This window comes from Streptomyces sp. NPDC051243 (assembly GCF_044455405.1).
Lineage (GTDB): Bacteria > Actinomycetota > Actinomycetes > Streptomycetales > Streptomycetaceae > Streptomyces.
In genome coordinates this window covers 180290-195780 of the sequence record NZ_JBITES010000014.1, presented here as the reverse complement: position 1 = coordinate 195780, position 15491 = coordinate 180290, and the positions used below count along the sequence as shown (strand labels likewise).

18 protein-coding genes are annotated in these 15491 nt (G+C 72.6%); 7 read left to right on the top strand and 11 right to left on the bottom strand.

Translation table 11 applies throughout. From position 1 onward, the window contains the following. The first annotated feature begins 27 nt into the window (after positions 1–27). Together ACIBAG_RS32850 and ACIBAG_RS32845 are read left to right on the top strand one after the other, a co-directional pair. Positions 28–453: a DUF742 domain-containing protein gene (locus tag ACIBAG_RS32850; RefSeq protein WP_399110107.1), complete on the top strand. Its 426-nt coding sequence runs from the start codon at positions 28–30 to the stop codon at positions 451–453. Further along, positions 440–1039 (top strand): GTP-binding protein, encoded by a 600-nt coding sequence (locus tag ACIBAG_RS32845; protein WP_399110105.1) that lies wholly within the window; start codon positions 440–442, stop codon positions 1037–1039. The genes ACIBAG_RS32850 and ACIBAG_RS32845 overlap by 14 nt, the downstream gene beginning before the upstream one ends. Positions 1040–1122: 83 nt before the next feature. Here ACIBAG_RS32845 and ACIBAG_RS32840 read toward each other — a convergent pair whose 3' ends face one another. From ACIBAG_RS32840 to ACIBAG_RS32815, 6 genes are all read right to left on the bottom strand, one after another. Continuing rightward, positions 1123–1791: an ABC transporter permease gene (locus ACIBAG_RS32840; protein WP_399110103.1), complete on the bottom strand. Its 669-nt coding sequence runs from the start codon at positions 1789–1791 to the stop codon at positions 1123–1125. Then, entirely contained in the window at positions 1788–2474 is a 687-nt protein-coding gene (locus ACIBAG_RS32835) for an ABC transporter permease (RefSeq protein WP_031486914.1), read from the bottom strand. Before ACIBAG_RS32835 ends, ACIBAG_RS32840 begins: the two co-directional genes overlap by 4 nt. Continuing rightward, positions 2471–3616 (bottom strand): ABC transporter ATP-binding protein, encoded by a 1146-nt coding sequence (locus ACIBAG_RS32830; RefSeq protein ID WP_399110101.1) that lies wholly within the window; start codon positions 3614–3616, stop codon positions 2471–2473. Before ACIBAG_RS32830 ends, ACIBAG_RS32835 begins: the two co-directional genes overlap by 4 nt. Before the next feature lie 142 nt (positions 3617–3758). Continuing rightward, complete coding sequence (locus tag ACIBAG_RS32825; protein WP_399110100.1) at positions 3759–4646, bottom strand: class I SAM-dependent methyltransferase; 888 nt, start codon at positions 4644–4646, stop codon at positions 3759–3761. Continuing rightward, the gene (locus tag ACIBAG_RS32820) at positions 4643–5254 is read right to left on the bottom strand and encodes a DUF2064 domain-containing protein (RefSeq protein ID WP_399110098.1); all 612 of its coding nucleotides are present in this window, start codon (positions 5252–5254) and stop codon (positions 4643–4645) included. Before ACIBAG_RS32820 ends, ACIBAG_RS32825 begins: the two co-directional genes overlap by 4 nt. Continuing rightward, positions 5251–5988: a glycosyltransferase family 2 protein gene (locus ACIBAG_RS32815; protein ID WP_399110096.1), complete on the bottom strand. Its 738-nt coding sequence runs from the start codon at positions 5986–5988 to the stop codon at positions 5251–5253. Before ACIBAG_RS32815 ends, ACIBAG_RS32820 begins: the two co-directional genes overlap by 4 nt. Positions 5989–6091: 103 nt before the next feature. Between ACIBAG_RS32815 and ACIBAG_RS32810 the strand changes: the two genes are divergently transcribed. Together ACIBAG_RS32810 and ACIBAG_RS32805 are read left to right on the top strand one after the other, a co-directional pair. Next, positions 6092–6826 (top strand): response regulator transcription factor, encoded by a 735-nt coding sequence (locus ACIBAG_RS32810; protein ID WP_399110095.1) that lies wholly within the window; start codon positions 6092–6094, stop codon positions 6824–6826. A 2-nt stretch (positions 6827–6828) separates the two neighbouring features. After that, on the top strand, positions 6829–7941 hold the full coding sequence (locus ACIBAG_RS32805) for a sensor histidine kinase (protein WP_399110093.1): 1113 nt from the start codon (positions 6829–6831) through the stop codon (positions 7939–7941). A gap of 19 nt (positions 7942–7960) precedes the next feature. Here ACIBAG_RS32805 and ACIBAG_RS32800 read toward each other — a convergent pair whose 3' ends face one another. The 3 genes from ACIBAG_RS32800 to ACIBAG_RS32790 are packed head-to-tail and all read right to left on the bottom strand — an operon-like array spanning position 7961 to position 11174. Then, the gene (locus ACIBAG_RS32800; RefSeq protein WP_399110092.1) at positions 7961–8980 is read right to left on the bottom strand and encodes an NAD-dependent epimerase/dehydratase family protein; all 1020 of its coding nucleotides are present in this window, start codon (positions 8978–8980) and stop codon (positions 7961–7963) included. Between the two features lie 53 nt (positions 8981–9033). Beyond that, positions 9034–10488, bottom strand: a complete 1455-nt coding sequence (locus ACIBAG_RS32795; RefSeq protein WP_399110090.1) for an ATP-binding protein — start codon at positions 10486–10488, stop codon at positions 9034–9036. Then, positions 10485–11174, bottom strand: coding sequence for a response regulator transcription factor (locus ACIBAG_RS32790; RefSeq protein ID WP_399110088.1), 690 nt, complete (start codon positions 11172–11174; stop codon positions 10485–10487). The genes ACIBAG_RS32795 and ACIBAG_RS32790 overlap by 4 nt, the downstream gene beginning before the upstream one ends. Before the next feature lie 152 nt (positions 11175–11326). On the opposite strand from ACIBAG_RS32790, the gene ACIBAG_RS32785 reads away from it, so the two are divergent. From ACIBAG_RS32785 to ACIBAG_RS32775, 3 genes are read left to right on the top strand one after another with little or no spacing between them, the layout of a single operon-like run. Beyond that, on the top strand, positions 11327–12664 hold the full coding sequence (locus ACIBAG_RS32785) for a ferric reductase-like transmembrane domain-containing protein (RefSeq protein ID WP_399110087.1): 1338 nt from the start codon (positions 11327–11329) through the stop codon (positions 12662–12664). Between the two features lie 19 nt (positions 12665–12683). Next, a complete protein-coding gene (locus ACIBAG_RS32780; protein ID WP_399110085.1) occupies positions 12684–13400 on the top strand; it encodes an FMN-binding protein in 717 nt (238 codons plus the stop codon). 5 nt (positions 13401–13405) lie between these two features. Continuing rightward, positions 13406–14146 (top strand): FAD:protein FMN transferase, encoded by a 741-nt coding sequence (locus ACIBAG_RS32775; RefSeq protein WP_399110084.1) that lies wholly within the window; start codon positions 13406–13408, stop codon positions 14144–14146. 25 nt (positions 14147–14171) lie between these two features. Here the strand turns inward: ACIBAG_RS32775 and ACIBAG_RS32770 are convergent, their stop codons facing one another. Further along, a complete protein-coding gene (locus ACIBAG_RS32770) occupies positions 14172–15026 on the bottom strand; it encodes a hypothetical protein (protein WP_399110082.1) in 855 nt (284 codons plus the stop codon). A gap of 8 nt (positions 15027–15034) precedes the next feature. Further along, the gene (locus ACIBAG_RS32765) at positions 15035–15466 is read right to left on the bottom strand and encodes a hypothetical protein (RefSeq protein ID WP_399110081.1); all 432 of its coding nucleotides are present in this window, start codon (positions 15464–15466) and stop codon (positions 15035–15037) included. Positions 15467–15491: the final 25 nt, after the last annotated feature.

Genomic DNA, 15491 nt, shown 5'->3' with positions numbered 1-15491 from the left:
GACCCGGTCGAGAAGGACGGACAACCCATGGCGGACGGCACCCCACCGCCGGACCCGAGCGGCCCGGACGCGGTCGGCCCCGCCTCCGCCGTACGGCCGTTCCTGGTCACCGCGGGCCGGGTGGCGGACGGCGGTGACGGCCCGTCGATGCCCGTCGAGACCCAGGTGGTGGCCACCGCCGAAGGGCTCGAGGCGCTCGACCGGCTCGCCTTCGAACGGCACGACATCGTCGCCGTGTGCCGGCTGCCGCAGTCCATCGCGGAGATCGCCGCAAGGCTGCGGCTGCACCTGAACGTGGTGCGCGTCCTCGCCGAGGATCTGCGCGCCGCGGGGCAGTTGACGGTGCACGTGCCCGACTCCGACGTCGTCCACGACGCATCCGTCCTGCGCAGACTCATCGAGGGCCTGCGCGCCATCCCCGACTCACGAGGGGTACTCAGTGACACCGACTGAACCCGCCACCGTCCCAGCAGCGCGGTCGGCCGCCGTACGACCGCCGCTGCCGGTGAAGATGGTGATATCGGGCGGCTTCGGCGTGGGCAAGACCACCACGGTCGGCTCGATATCCGAGATCGAGCCGCTGACCACCGAGGCCGCCATCACGGAGGTCGCGGCGGGGGTGGACGACCTCACCCACACGCCGCGCAAGACCACGACCACCGTGGCCATGGACTTCGGCTGCATCACCATCGACCCCACGCTGAAGCTGTATCTGTTCGGCACGCCCGGCCAGGAGCGGTTCGGCTTCATGTGGGACGACATCGTCGAGGGCGCGGTCGGCGGGCTCGTCATCGTCGACACCCGCCGGCTGGACGACTGCTACGCGGCCGTCGACTACTTCGAGCACAAGGGCATCCCCTTCGCGGTCGCCGTCAACGCCTTCGACGGCAGGGTCGAGCACACCCTGGAGGAGGTCCGCTGGGCCCTCGACGTCACCGAGGGCGTCCCGGTCCTGGTCTTCGACGCCCGCGAGCGCGGCTCGGTACGGGACGCCCTGCTCGTCGTACTGGAACTGGCCCTGGCCCGCACGGAGGGCTGACGCGCCCGGGTTCGCCCCGCTAGGTCGTGTCCGCAAAGTCCCGTCGTCCGCCCGGAGGGCGGGCGGGACTTTGCGGACACGACCTAGCCGCGCCTGCGCACCCCGGGCGACACCGTGATCCGTCCCACCGCCCAGAACACCGCGAGCGTGGTCAGAGCCATGGCGGCCACCAGCGTGGCGCCGCCCACGACCTTCTCGTAGTCGCGCTGGTAGAGGCCGTCGATGATGTAACGGCCGAGGCCGCCGAAGCTGACGTACGCGGCGATGGTGGCCGTCGAGACGATCTGGATGGCCGCCGAGCGCAGTCCGCTGAAGATCAGCGGGAGGGCCATGGGCAGTTCGACCCGGAACAGGACCCCGGCCTCGCCCATGCCCATGCCGCGGGCCGCGTCCACCGGTGCGGGGTCGACGGAGCGCATCGCCTCGTACGTGGTGACGAGGATGGGCGGGACGGCGAGCACCACCAGCGGGATCATCACGGGCGCCATGCCCAGGCCGAGCAGGATGAACATCAGCACCATCAGGCCGAAGCTGGGCAGCGCCCGGGCGGAGGTGGCGATGAGGGCGAGCGTGTTGCCGCCGCGCCCGGTGTGACCCGTGAGCAGGCCGACCGGCAGTCCTACGGCGGCGGCGATGGCGAGCGCCATCAGCGTGTACTGGACATGCTCGGCGACCCGCGTCGGAATGCCGTCGTAGCCCTGCCAGTGGGCACTGTCGCTGAAGAAGGCGCTGATGAAGTTCAGTACGTTCACCGGGCTGCCTCCTTGGCGACGAGCGTCCGTGAGCCCTTGCGGGTGCCGCGGGGCATCCAGGGCGTCAGCAGGACGCGCAGGACGATCAGCAGGGCGTCCACGAGGATGGCGAGGACGGCCGTGCCCAGCACGGAGAGCCACACCAGGCGGGGCTGGTCGTACTTCAGGCCGGCGTCGAGCATGTTGCCGAGGGCGCCCTCGTTGCCGATCAGCATGCCGACGCTGACGAGGGAGATGCTCGACACGGACGCCACCCGCAGCCCGGCGAGGATCGCGGGCGCGGCGATGGGCAACTGCACCTGGAGATAGCGCCGTACGGGCCCGAGGCCCATGGCGGTGGCCGCGGCCAGGGTCTCCTGCGGCACCGACCGCACACCGTCCACGATGGCGGGGACCAGTACGACCAGGCTGTAGACGGCCAACGGGATCATCACCGTGAGCTCGCTCAGGCCGGTGTAGTCGATGAGGATGACGAAGAACGCGAGTGACGGAATGGCGTACAGCACGGTCGTCACCCACATCACCGGCGGGTACAGCCACCGGAAGCGGACGCACAGCTGTGCCACGGGCAGTGCCACGAGCAGCCCGGCGAGCACCGGGAGCAGTGCTTCGCGCAGGTGCAGTCCCACCAGGCCGAAATAGCTGTGCTCCAGGTAGCTGGGCATGTCGAAGAGCTCGTTCATGGCGCGACCTTCTGGGCCGTGGCCGTGCCGTCGGCGCTGCGCTCCGCGTGCGCTCCGCGGATGGCCTCGCCGATGGTCACCTGCGAGACCACTCCGGCGGCGCGCCCCTCGGTGTCCACGGCGACGGCCCATCCGGTGGGCGAGAGCACGGCACAGTCGAGGGCGGCCCGCAGTGAGTCCGTACCGGGCACGAACGGCCGCCCGTACGGCAGCAGCCGTTCCGTCTTGATCTCCCCGGCGGTGAGATCCCGCGGCTCGCTCCAGCCGAGGGGCTTGCCGTCCGGGTCGGTGACGAGGAGGTAGGGGGTGTCGCCCGAGCCCGCGGCGGCGATCCGCTCGGCGGTGGCGTCGACGGCGACGATCGGCTCCGTCAGGAGCTCCAGGCCCGCCGAGGGGAAGAACGACAGCCGCCGGATGCCGCGGTCGGCGCCGAGGAAGTCCTCCACGAACGCGTCGGCGGGGTGGGAGAGCAACTCGGCCGGCGGGGCGAACTGGGCGAGGTGGCCGCCGGTGCGCATCACGGCGACCATCGTGCCGAGTTTGACGGCCTCGTCGATGTCATGGGTGACGAAGACGATGGTCTTGCCCAACTCGTCCTGGATGCGGAGGAGTTCGTCCTGCAGCCCCTTGCGCACCACGGGGTCGACGGCCGAGAACGGCTCGTCCATCAGCAGCACCGGCGGATCCGCCGCGAGCGCCCGCGCCACGCCGACGCGCTGCTGCTGGCCGCCGGACAGCTGGTACGGGTACCGCTTGGCGAGCGCCCCGTCGAGGCCGACCCGCTCCATGAGTTCCCGCGCCCGGGTCCGGGACTTCTCCTTGCTCCAGCCGAGCAGGCGGGGCACGGTGGCGATGTTGTCGAGGATCGTGCGGTGCTGGAAGAGACCGGCGTTCTGGATGACGTAACCCATGGACCGGCGCAGTGTGTTGACGGGCTGCTGCCGGATGTCCACGCCGTCGAGGAGGATGGTGCCCTCGCTGGGCTCGACCATCCGGTTGATCATCCGCAGCGTGGTCGTCTTGCCGCAGCCCGACGGCCCCACGAGCACGGTGATCGAGCGATCGGGTATCTCCAGCGACAGCCGGTCGACCGCCACCGTGCCGTCCGGGTAGCGCTTGGTGACTGAATCTATCCGTATCAAAACGCCGAGTACCCTTCGGGCTTGGCAGAGGTTGCCCGCTTTCGACCACGGGCCCGGGCAGTTGAGGCTCGAGTCTAGACCGCTTGTATTGCGGGATCTTTGCTGTGACCTGCCTGAGAGTCCGCTGACTCTCACCCTCCCTTCAGAACGCCGACTTCGGCTGACGGCTGCGCAGGGCCGCGAAGGAACGACCGCCCGCCGTCCACCGGTCGACGGCACTCCAGCCGGCGCGCTCGGCGTGCCGCAGCAGGGCGGGCGTGCCGAGCCGGGCCCAGGGGAAGGGGGCGCCGGGGGCACCACGGGCGTCGGTGACATGGACCTGGACCCGCTCGTCGAGGTCCAGGTCCGGCACCGTCTCGGCGATCAACAGGCCGCCGCGAGCAAGAAGTTGCGCCATCCGGTCGAGCAGGGCCGCCGGGTCGCCGCCGATGCCGACGTTGCCGTCCATGAGGAGGGCGGTGCCCCAGCGGCCCTCGCCGGGGAGCGGGTCGAAGACGGACCGGCGCAACGCCGGGCCACCGAGCCGTACGGTGCGTGCGACGGCGGCCTCGCTGACGTCGATGCCGAGCACCTGGCGCCCCTGCCGCGCCAGCGCCGCCACCATCCTCCCGGGTCCGCAACCGACGTCCAGCACCGCGCCCTCACACCGCCGCAGCACCTCCAGATCCGCCGCGTCGACCGCCGCGCACCACCGCTCCACGTCCAACGGCAGCAGCCAGCCGTCGGCACGGCGCAGGAAGAGGGGGCCCTGTCCGGTGCGGAGGGCGTGTGCGTAGGGGTCGGCGGACCATGTGCGGTCGGGCGCGGGGTGGGTGGCCGAGGATCGGGGGCCGGGGGTGAACGGGCCGAGGGTGCGGGTGCCGGCGTCGGCCGGGACCAGTGGCGGTTCGTCGTCGGTGCCGGGACCCGCCACGGGCTGTCGTGCCGGGCCGTCGGTCGTGGTGTCCTGGCAGGGCCCGCCCCCGCTCGGCCCCGCCTGTCGCGCGATCCACGCCGCCGTGGCCTCCCGTACCTCCCGCAGCCCGCTCATCGGCCCGCCGCCGGAGACAGCCGCGCCAGCGCCTCGGCGAAGCGGCCGCCCGGAGCCGCCGCGGCGACCAGGTCGGCGTCGTACGCCGTGTCGACGTCCCGCAGGCGGGGCAGGTCGCGCACGCGCAGATCCGCGAGCCGGGCCCGCTGTACGGCGCCCGTGTGCGGTGTCGACATCGGCACGCCCCGCAGCCGTGACGGGTCCGGCGCGGCCAGGCCCAGGGCCCAGAAGCCGCCGTCCACGGCGGGGCCGAAGTACGCGTCGCAGTCCGCCCAGTCCACGGTCAGCAGCTCCGGCGTCACCTGCGGGGTGTCCATGCCGATGAGCAGGGCCGGGCCGGTGCAGCCCGCGAAGGCGTCGGCCAGCCGTTCGTCGAGACCGCCCGCGCACTGCCGTACGACCTCGAAGCCGGGCGGCAGCCAGGGGCCCGGCGCCCCGTCCAAGACCAGCACCCGGCGCCGGGCGGGCGTCCGCGCCACGGCGTCGAGGGTGTCCGCGAGTGCCGCTTCCGCGAGCACGGCGGCCTCGTCGGGGGTGAAGGGCGGGGTGAGTCTGGTCTTCACCCGGCCCGGGCGTGGCTCCTTGGCGATGACGAGGAGCGTGGTCACGGGCGGGCCCCTTCCCCGACGTTCCCGCCGACCGGTTCCTCGGCCAGCACCCGGTTCATGTCCCGCACCGCCTGCCAGGTGCCGCGCCACGTCCCCGTGACCTTCGAGGCACCCGTGCGCGGGCGGTACGGCACGTCGAACTCGGCGATCCGCCAGCCCGCGTCGGCGGCGCGCACCACCATCTGGAGGGGGTAGCCGCTGCGCCGGTCCGTCAGGCCGAGGGCGAGCAGGGGCGCGCGGCGGGCGGCGCGCAGCGGGCCCAGGTCGTGCAGGCGCAGGCCGGTTCGGCGCCGGAGCAGGCGGGCGAGGGCGAGGTTGGCCGCGCGGGCGTGCGGCGGCCAGGCGCCGCGTCGCTGCGGGCGGCGCCGGCCGAGGACGAGGTCGGCCTCGCCGGCCACCAGGCGCCGTACGAAAGGCACCAGGTCGCCCGGGTCGAGCGAGGCGTCGCAGTCGCAGAAGCACACGATGTCCGCCGTGGCCGCGGTCAGGCCCGCGTGGCAGGCGGCGCCGAAGCCGCGCCGCGCCTCTCGTACGACGGTCGCGCCGAGGGCGTGCGCGATGTCCGCCGAGCCGTCGGTTGAGCCGTTGTCCACGACGAGCGCCCGCCAGCCGGGCGGGATCCGGTCCAGGACCCAGGGCAGCGCCTCGGCCTCGTCGAGGCAGGGAAGCACGACGTCCACGGACGCCGGGTGCGGGTCACTCGCTCGTGGGGATGAGGTCGTCACGGCATTCACCCTACGAGCGAGAATCGGGCATATCGGACTGCAGCTCCTTACGAAACAAGGACGTCGGAGCCGGACGGCGACACACGCGCGCGTGGGGCGCGAGGCTGGCGGCATGGAGCAGCAACAGCCGAACGCGCAGGCCGGGGCCCGGGTCCTGGTCGTGGACGACGACCCGACCGTCGCCGAGGTCGTCTCCGGCTACCTCGACCGCGCCGGTTACGTCGTGGACCACGCCGGCGACGGCCCCGACGCCCTCGCCCGGGCCGCCGCGCACTGGCCGGACCTCGTCGTCCTGGACCTGATGCTGCCCGGCATGGACGGCCTGGAGGTGTGCCGCCGGATGCGCGGCCGGGGACCCGTGCCGGTCATCATGCTCACAGCGCGCGGCGACGAGGACGACCGGATCCTCGGTCTGGAGGTCGGCGCCGACGACTATGTGACCAAGCCCTTCAGTCCCCGCGAACTCGTCCTGCGCGTCGAGTCGGTGCTGCGTCGCGCCCGACCGGGCCACGCCCAGCCGCGGGACGTGCTGCACGCGGCCGGGCTCTCGGTCGACCCGGCGGCCCGCCGCGCCCTCAAGGATGGCGCCGAACTCGCCCTCACCATCCGCGAGTTCGACCTCCTCACCTTCTTCCTGCGCCATCCGGGCCGGGTCTACAGCCGCGAGGACCTGATGCGCGAGGTGTGGGGCTGGGACTTCGGCGACCTGTCGACCGTCACCGTCCACATCCGCCGCCTGCGCGGCAAGGTCGAGGACGACCCGGCCAGGCCCCGGCTCATCCAGACCGTGTGGGGCGTCGGCTACCGCTTCGACACCACCGGTACCGCTCCAGACGAGAAGGCGTGACCATGCGCGACACCCTCCTGATCGCCCTCTTCGCCTTCCTCGGCGCCGCGGCCGCCGGACTGCTCGGCGCCTGTGTGCTCCGGCTGATCCGGCGCCGCTCGCTCATCGCGCACCTCGCCGTCGTCGCGGGCGTCGGCGTCCTGGCCATGCTCGCGGGCACGCTCGCCGTCGCGCAGGCGATGTTCCTGTCCGGACACGACCTGACCGTCGTCACGACCGTCGTCGCCATGGCGGCCGTGGTCTCCCTGGCCACCGCGGTGCTGCTCGGCCGCTGGGTCGCCGCCCGCAGTCACGCCCTCGCGCTGGCCGCCCGCTCCTTCGGCGACGGCGGCGACTTCACCTCGCCGGACGGCCCCGCCACCGCCGAACTCGCCGCGCTGAGCCGTGAGTTGGAGGCGACCAGTGCGAAACTCGCCGAGTCCCGGGAGCGTGAGCGGGCCCTGGAGTCCTCCCGGCGCGAGCTCGTCGCCTGGATCTCGCACGACCTGCGCACCCCGCTGGCCGGCCTGCGCGCGATGGCGGAGGCCCTGGAGGACGGGGTGGCCGCCGACCCCGACCGCTACCTGAGGCAGATCCGGATGGAGGTCGAGCGCCTCAACGGCATGGTGGGCGATCTGTTCGAGCTGTCCCGCATCCACGCGGGGACGCTGGCGCTGAGCCCGAGCCGGATCTCCCTGTACGACCTCGTCGGCGACGCGCTCGCGGGCGCGGACCCGCTGGCGCGCGAGTGCGGGGTACGGCTGGTCGGCGGGCGGGTGGAACCCGTTCCGGTCGAGGTGGACGGCAAGGAGATGAGCCGGGTGCTGGGCAATCTGCTGGTCAACGCCATCCGCCGGACACCGGCCGACGGTACGGTCGCCGTCGCCGCCGAGCGCTCGTCCGAGGGCGTCGTGCTGTCCGTGACCGACGGCTGCGGCGGCATTCCCGAGGAGGACCTGCCGCGCGTCTTCGACACGGGCTGGCGCGGTACGCACGCCCGTACGCCCCCGGCCGGGGCCGGTCTGGGTCTCGCCATCGTGCGGGGCATCGTGGAGGCACACGACGGGCTGGCCACGGTACGCAACGTCCCCGGTGGCTGCCGTTTCGAGGTGGTGCTGCCCACCGCCGCTTCCTGAAGGCGGGCAGCACCACCGGTCATGGGCGGTTAGGCCCCCGCAGGCCGGCTTCCGCGAACTCCCGCATCCCCTCCGCGAACGCCACCTCGGGCTTCCACCCCAGCTCGGCCCGCAGCCTCGACGAGTCCGCCGTGATGTGCCGTACGTCGCCCAGACGGTACTCCCCTGTCACGACGGGCTCGGGGCCGCCGTGCGCCGCCGCGAGCGCGTGTGCCATCTCGCCGACGGTGTGCGGGTCGCCGCTGCCGGTGTTGTACGCCGTGAGGGCGCCCCCGTGCAGCGCCGCCGAAGTCGCCTCCAGGGCGGCCACGTTGGCGGCGGACACGTCCCGTACATGGACGAAGTCCCGCCGCTGGCGGCCGTCCTCGAAGACGCGCGGTGCCTCGCCGCGTGCGAGTGCCGAGCGGAAGAAGGAGGCCACCCCGGCGTAGGGGGTGTCGCGGGGCATGCGCGGCCCGTAGACGTTGTGGTAGCGCAGCGACACCGCCGTGCCGCCCGTGGCCCGCGCCCATGCCGCCGCCAGATGTTCCTGGGCGAGCTTCGTCGTCGCGTACACGTTGCGCGGATCGACCGGGGCGTCCTCCCCGACCAGGCCCGGGGCGAGGTCGGCACCGCACACGGGGCAGGGCGGCTCGAACCGGCCCGCGTCCAGGTCGGCGACGGCACGGGGGCCGGGCCGCACCACGCCGTGCCGGGCGCACTCGTACCGGCCCTCCCCGTACACCACCATCGACCCGGCCAGCACCAGCCGCCGTACGCCCGCGTCGGCCATGGCGGTGAGCAGCACGGCCGTACCGAGGTCGTTGCGCGAGACGTACTCCGGGGCGTCCTGGAAGCCGGCGCCGAGGCCGACCATCGCCGCCTGGTGGCACACGGCGTCGACGCCGGTCAGGGCCCGGCGGACGGCGTCGGGATCGCGTACGTCGTGCTCGGGGTCGGCAAGCACGTCGTACACGACGGGCTCGTGACCACGCTCCGCGAGCGCCTCGACGACATGGGACCCGATGAACCCGGCACCGCCGGTGACCAGTACGCGCATGGGCCGACGCTAAGGCGAGGACCCGCGCTCGCGCCCGCTCCACGCCCGCCGTGTCACGGGTTCGTAAGAGCTCCGGCCGCCAGCGGAACCGTCACCGTGAACACCGTCGCCCCGGGCTCGCCGGCCAGGTCGATCCTGCCGCCGTGCGCCCGCACCAGTGACTGCGCGACCGCCAGCCCCAGCCCGCTGCCGCCCCGGTCCCGGCTGCGGGCCTTGTCGACGCGGTAGAAGCGGTCGAAGACACGCGCGCGGTCGGCGGGCGGGATGCCGGGGCCCGCGTCGGCGACGCGGACCACCGCCATACCGGCCGCCACCGACACCGACAAGGTCACCCGGGTGCCGGCCGGGGTGTGCATCGCCGCGTTGGTGAGGAGGTTGTCCAGGACCTGGCGGATGCGCTGGGGGTCCAGGCGCAGCTTGAGGGAGCCGGGGCCAAGGGCCACCGTCAGCGGGTGGTCGGCGTGGCTGACCCGGAAGGCGTCGGCGGCCTGCTCGGCCAGCTCCACCAGGTCCGCCTCCTGCGGCCGCAGCGGCGTCTCGACCTGCGCGGCGTCCAGGCGGGCGAGCAGCAGCAGGTCGTCCAGCAGGAACCCCATGCGGGCGGCCTCGGCGCGCAGGCGGGCCAGGTGCTTGTCGCGTTCCCCGGGGGCGTTGGCGGCGGCGTACTGGAAGAGGTCCGCGTAGCCCCGTACCGACATCAGCGGTGTACGCAGCTCGTGCGAGGCGTCCGCCACGAAGCGGCGCAGGCGCTGTTCCGCCTCCGCCCGCACCGCGAGGGAGTCGTCGATGTGCTCCAGCATCGTGTTGAACGCGATGCGCAGCTCCTCCACCTCGGGCCCGCCACCGCGCCCGTCGTGCCGCACCGGCAGCCGGGCCGAGTCCGTCAGGTCGTGCGAGGTGATGTCGTGGGCGGTGTGCGCCATGTCGCTCAGCGGCTGCAGGCCGCGCCGCAGCATGCCCCGCCCGAAGACGACCAGGGCCAGCAGCGCCAGCCCGAAGGTGACCACCTGGATGATGACCAGCTGGTCCACCGTGTCCTCGATCTCGGCCAGGGGTGCGGCGCTGACCAGCACCAAACCGGGCTCGACCTCGCAGGCGCGCAGCCGGTACAGGCCCGCGTGCCCGAGGTGCTCGGTGCGCAGGACCTCCGTGTCCGCGGTGGTCTGCGCCCGGGCCACGGCGGTGAAGTCGTCGACGTCCTCCGGCAGGTCGGCGGGGTCCTCGGGCCTGCGCAGCTCGGGGGTGCCGTCGGCCACGTCGTACACGGCGTAGAACCAGCTGTAGTACTTCTTGCCCGAGAGCGTGCCGTAGTCCGCGAGGCTCTTGGACTGGGCTATCTGGGCCTGCGCCAGCTGCGTGTCGAGCTGGTTGGACAGGTAGTCCCGCATGTACGTCGTCAGCGCCGTGCCGACCACCCCGAACACCACCAGCGACAGCACGCCGAGACCGAGCGCCAGCCGGGTCCCGAGCCGCATCCCGCGATACGTCCGCCGCAGCCGCCCGATCACTCGGCCGCCTGCCGGATCACGTACCCGAAGCCGCGCACCGTGTGGATCAGGGGCGTGCCGGTGTCGTCGAGCTTGCGGCGCAGCCGGCTGACGACCAGCTCGACGACGTTGGAGCGGCCGCCGAAGCCGTACTCCCACACATGGTCGAGGATCTGCGCCTTGGTGAGCACGGTCGGTGACTTGCGCATCAGATAGCGCAGCACCTCGTACTCGGTGGGCGTGAGGGTGAGCTGCCGGTCGCCGCGGCGCACCTCGCGGGTGTCCTCGTCCATCGTGAGGTCCGCCACCCGAAGGACGGAACGCTGGAAGCCGGGACCGGAGCTGCGGCGCAGCACGGTCCGCAGCCGGGCCATCAGCTCCTCCACCGCGAACGGTTTGACCAGGTAGTCGTCACCGCCGCGGGTCAGTCCGGCCACCCGGTCGGCGACTCCGTCGCGGGCGGTCAGGAAGACCACGGGCACCATGGTCCCGGCGGCGCGCAGCCTGTCCAGGACGCCGAAGCCGTCGACGTCGGGCAGCATGAGATCCAGCACCACGATGTCCGGGTGGAACTCGGCGGCCCGCCGCAGCGCCTCCTCACCGGAGTTCGCGGTGACCGCCTCCCAGCCCTCGTAGCGGGCGACCGTCGCGACGAGATCGGCGATGGGCGGGTCGTCGTCGACGACCAGCAGGCGTACTTTCTCCACCCGTTCATAGTGCGGCACCCGGCGCCCGTCCTCGGCGGCGGGTAGGACCCCGCGACCACATCGATAAACACTTGAAAGAACAACGACAGCTTTTCGACAGCACCCTCCGGACAAGCTCGGAAGCCACAGACTGAGATCAAGGAGCTGTCGCCGTGACGACCGTCCAATCACCCGCTGCGCCCCCCACGGCGATACGCCCCAGGGTGGTGGCCCGCACGGGCCTGTACGCCGTGCTGGCCGCGAACGTTGCCGTGGTCCTCTACTTCTTCTTCGCCGCGGGCTTCGCCTCGAACACGCTCATCGTGCTCGGCCGCCTCACCGGCCTGTTCGGCGCGCTGCTCATGGCGTTCCAGCTGGTGCTGGTGGCCCGGCTGCCGTGGCTGGACCGCCGGATCGGCATGGACCGGCTGACCTCCTGGCACCGCTGGACCGGCTTCAGCGTCCTGTGGGCCCTGCTCGCGCACGCCGTGTTCATCACCTTCGGCTACGCCGAGTCGTCCTCGCTGGACCCGGTGAACCAGCTGATCGACCTCGCCGAGACGGTCGAGGGCGTGCTGCGCGCCGTGGTCGCGCTGGGGATCATCATCGTCATCGGCGTGGTCTCGGCCCGGTTCGCGCGGCGCAAGCTGGCGTACGAGACGTGGCACTTCATCCACCTGTACACCTACGTCGCGGTGGTCCTGGCGTTCACGCACCAGGTCGCGGTCGGTACGTCCTTCACCTCGTCCTCCGCCGCCACGGCGTACTGGTACGCGGTGTGGGGCGTGGCCCTCGGTTCGGTGTTCGTCGGCCGTCTGGTGCTTCCGCTGTGGCGGAACTGGCGTCACCAGTTCCGTGTGTCGGCCGTCGTCGCCGAGTCCGACAACGTCGTCTCCGTCTACGTCACCGGCCGTGACCTGGACAAGCTGCCCGCGCGGGCCGGCCAGTTCTTCCTGTGGCGGTTCCTGACGAAGGACCGCTGGTGGCAGGCCAACCCGTTCTCCCTGTCGGCCGCCCCGGACGGCCGCACGCTGCGGCTCACCGCCAAGGCGGCCGGTGACGGCTCCGCGGCCCTGCGGCACATGAAGGTCGGCACGCGCGTCTTCGCCGAGGGCCCCTACGGTGCCTTCACCGCCATGCACCGCACCCGGCCGGAGGCGCTGCTGATCGCGGGTGGCGTCGGTGTCACCCCGATCCGGGCACTGCTGGAGGAGCTGCACGGCCACGCGGTCGTGATCTACCGCGTGGCCACGGACCGGGACGCGGTCCTGTACGGCGAGCTGGTGGAACTGGCCCACGCCAAGGGCGCCGAGCTGCACCTGGTGACCGGCCCGGTCACACCGGACAAGCTGGCCCCGGCCGAGCTGCGGCGGCTCGTTCCGGACATCACGGACCGGGATGTGTTCCTCTGCGGACCGCCGCCCATGATGAACGCGGTGATCGGCAGCCTGCGCGAGCTGGGCGTGCCCAAGCAGCAGGTCCACTTCGAGCGTTTCAGCCTGGCCGGCTGAGAAGGACGAGGAAGAAACAGTGAAGCGAGCGATACCCGTCCTGGTCCTCAGCATCGCGGGCCTGGTCCCGGTCTGGATGTACGAGCCGTCCCTCGGCACGGCGAGTTCGGGGACCGCCGCCCCGGCCTCGACGCCCTCGGCGTCCTCGTCGGCCGCGTCGGGCTCGGGCGGCACGGTCGTCAAGGGCTCGACCATCCAGACCGACAAGGGTCCTGTGCAGGTCGAGGTGACCTTCGCGGGCACGAAGATCACGGCTGTGAAGATGCTCCAGCAGCCCGACCACCCGCAGACCACGGCCGCCGTCCCCAAGCTGATCGCCGAGACGCTTCAGGCCCAGAGCGCCGACATCGACACGGTCTCCGGCGCGACCATCACGAGCGACGGCTACCGGGAGTCGTTGCAGGCCGCCATCGACGCGAACGCGGAGTCGGCGTCCTCGTCCTCCTCCGCCTCACCCTCCGCAGCCGCCGCCTCCCAGTCGCAGACGGTCGACGGCCCGACGATCGACACCGACAAGGGCCCGGTGCAGGTCCAGGTGACCTTCGAGGGCGACGAGATCACGGCCGTGAAGATGCTCCAGCAGCCCGACCACCCGCAGACCACGGCCGCCGTCCCCAAGCTGATCGCCGAGACGCTTCAGGCCCAGAGCGCCGACATCGACACGGTCTCCGGCGCCACGATCACCAGCGACGGCTACAGGGAGTCCCTGCAGGCCGCGATCGACGCGAAGGGCTGATGGTCATGCACCGAGTCGAACACGTCATGGGGTTCCCGGTCTCGCTGCGGGTCGACGACGCGCACGTCGGCGAGGAGACCGCGGACGCCGTGTTCACGTGGCTGCGCGAGGTCGACGCCCGGTTCAGCCCGTTCAAGCCGGACAGCGAGGTCTGCCGGCTGGACCGGGGTGAGATCGCGCGCGGCGACGTCAGCGCGGACCTCGACGAGGTGCTGCGGCTGTGCGAGGAATACCGGATCGCCACGGGCGGCGCCTTCGACGTACGGCTGCCGGGGCGCGGGCTCGATCCGTGCGCGGTGGTGAAGGGCTGGTCCGTGCAGCGGGCGGCCGAGCTGCTGAAGGCGGCGGGCGCGCGGCGCTTCGTCCTCAACGCCGGGGGCGACGTGGTCGCCTCCGGCGGGCCCTGGCGGGTGGGGGTACGGCACCCCGAGCAGACCGACAAGGTGTGCGTGGTGGCCGGGCTGACCGACGGGGCGATCGCGACGTCCGCGCGCTACGAGCGCGGCGACCACATCATCGACGGCCGCACGGGGCTCGCGGCGACGGGCCTGCTGTCCCTCACGGTCGTGGCGTCCTCGCTCACGCTGGCCGACACGGTGGCGACCGCCGCGTTCGCGATGGGCGCGGAGGGCGTCGCGTGGGCCGCCGCGCGGGAGGGCTGCGAGGTGTTCGCGGTGGACGCCGAGCGGCGGGTCGTCCGTACGGAGGGCTTTCCGGTGGCTTCGGCGCAGGCACGGGCGGCGTGATCCGGGGGACGGTCGGCCGGGTCGATCAGCTGATCCCGTCCGGCGGCTCGACGGTCCCGTCGTACGTCCCCGTGGTCCGCTCGGTCACCTCCTGCTCGTACCGGATGCGCTGCCCGTCGTAGGGGATCAGGAAGGTGCACGTGAAGGTGTGGGCGGTGACCCGGTAGGTCGAGGTGTCGAGGACGAGTGACTCCTCGACCCCGTCCACGGCGATCCCGCTTTCCGGCGCGGCGACGCCGGCCGCCCGCAACTGCCGCAGGGTCGGGGCGAGTTCGCGCAGTGCCTTCTGCACGACGGCCTGGTCCCGAACGCCGGTCAGCGGGGCGGTCGTCGTACGGACGCGCAGTTCGACCCGGCCGTCCTCCGGCGTGGCGAGGGTGACGTCGTCGCCGTATCCCCGGAAGGCGTCGAGCGCGGCGAGGGGGTCCTCCACCTTGTCCGCGAACTCGGGGTCGTCGAGGGGCCCGTGTTGCCAGGGGGCGGTGCCCTTCTTGACGTGGGCCGTCCCGTCGGCGACGTAGATCTCCTCGGGCTTGCTCACGCCCTTGCTGACGATGGTGCCCGTGGAGTGCAGTGCCCACGGGTCGTCGGTGGTACGGCGGACGGTGGCCGTGTAGGTCGCGGCGTTCTCCTGGCCCTGCATGACCAGGCCCTCGCGGCCCGTCACGGCGAACGTCCAGCCCTTCTGCCCGTCCATCGCCTCCTCGGCGCGGGCGAGGAACTCGGTGGCGGTGCGGGGCTCGGGCACGGCGGGGGCGGCCTGCGGGCTCTGGGAGCTGGGCTGTGCGGAGTCGACGGGCTTCCCCTCGTCCGTCGACTCCGCACAGCCGGTCAGCGCGGCGGCGAGGAGCACCGCCAGCGCGGCAGAGGTCCTTCTCATGGTCTTCCTCACGCGGCGGCTCTCCTGGCCCGACCGTGCAGCGTCAGATAGAAGGTCTGGAGCGATTCTCCGGGTCCGCCGAGGTCGAACCGATTGTGAACCTTGCCGAGCGGGTTCCAGACCCGCCCGTCCGGCATCCGCACTCCGACGGGCTGCCCGAAATAGGCGCGCTGCCCGGCGTCGAAGTCCACCCACACCGCGCCCGCGCGGCGCACCAGCACCTCACCGACGTAGGCGCCGACCCCGAACAGCGTCTCCCGCACCTGCTCGCGCTCCGCCCCGCCCTTGCGCAGCCCGTCGATCAGGAAGTCCACGACGCGCAGGCTGGCCACGGAGTAGTCCAGCGGCAGCCGGTTGCGGCCTGTGACGCGGGTGACGAACGCCGTGGCGCACGAGCGCATGTCTCCGGCGCCCTGGACACGTCCGTCCCCTGGGCTCATGGGACCCCCACCCCTTCGCTCGGTC

Excerpts from the sequence above, each read along its gene's own strand:
- ACIBAG_RS32850 (WP_399110107.1), top strand. The coding sequence starts at position 28 with ATGGCGGACGGCACCCCACCGCCGGACCCGAGCGGCCCGGACGCGGTC.
- ACIBAG_RS32835 (WP_031486914.1), bottom strand. The coding sequence starts at position 2,474 with ATGAACGAGCTCTTCGACATGCCCAGCTACCTGGAGCACAGCTATTTC.
- ACIBAG_RS32825 (WP_399110100.1), bottom strand. The coding sequence starts at position 4,646 with ATGAGCGGGCTGCGGGAGGTACGGGAGGCCACGGCGGCGTGGATCGCG.
- ACIBAG_RS32810 (WP_399110095.1), top strand. The coding sequence starts at position 6,092 with ATGGAGCAGCAACAGCCGAACGCGCAGGCCGGGGCCCGGGTCCTGGTC.
- ACIBAG_RS32805 (WP_399110093.1), top strand. The coding sequence starts at position 6,829 with ATGCGCGACACCCTCCTGATCGCCCTCTTCGCCTTCCTCGGCGCCGCG.
- ACIBAG_RS32800 (WP_399110092.1), bottom strand. The coding sequence starts at position 8,980 with ATGCGCGTACTGGTCACCGGCGGTGCCGGGTTCATCGGGTCCCATGTC.
- ACIBAG_RS32775 (WP_399110084.1), top strand. The coding sequence starts at position 13,406 with ATGCACCGAGTCGAACACGTCATGGGGTTCCCGGTCTCGCTGCGGGTC.
- ACIBAG_RS32770 (WP_399110082.1), bottom strand. The coding sequence starts at position 15,026 with ATGAGAAGGACCTCTGCCGCGCTGGCGGTGCTCCTCGCCGCCGCGCTG.
- ACIBAG_RS32765 (WP_399110081.1), bottom strand. The coding sequence starts at position 15,466 with ATGAGCCCAGGGGACGGACGTGTCCAGGGCGCCGGAGACATGCGCTCG.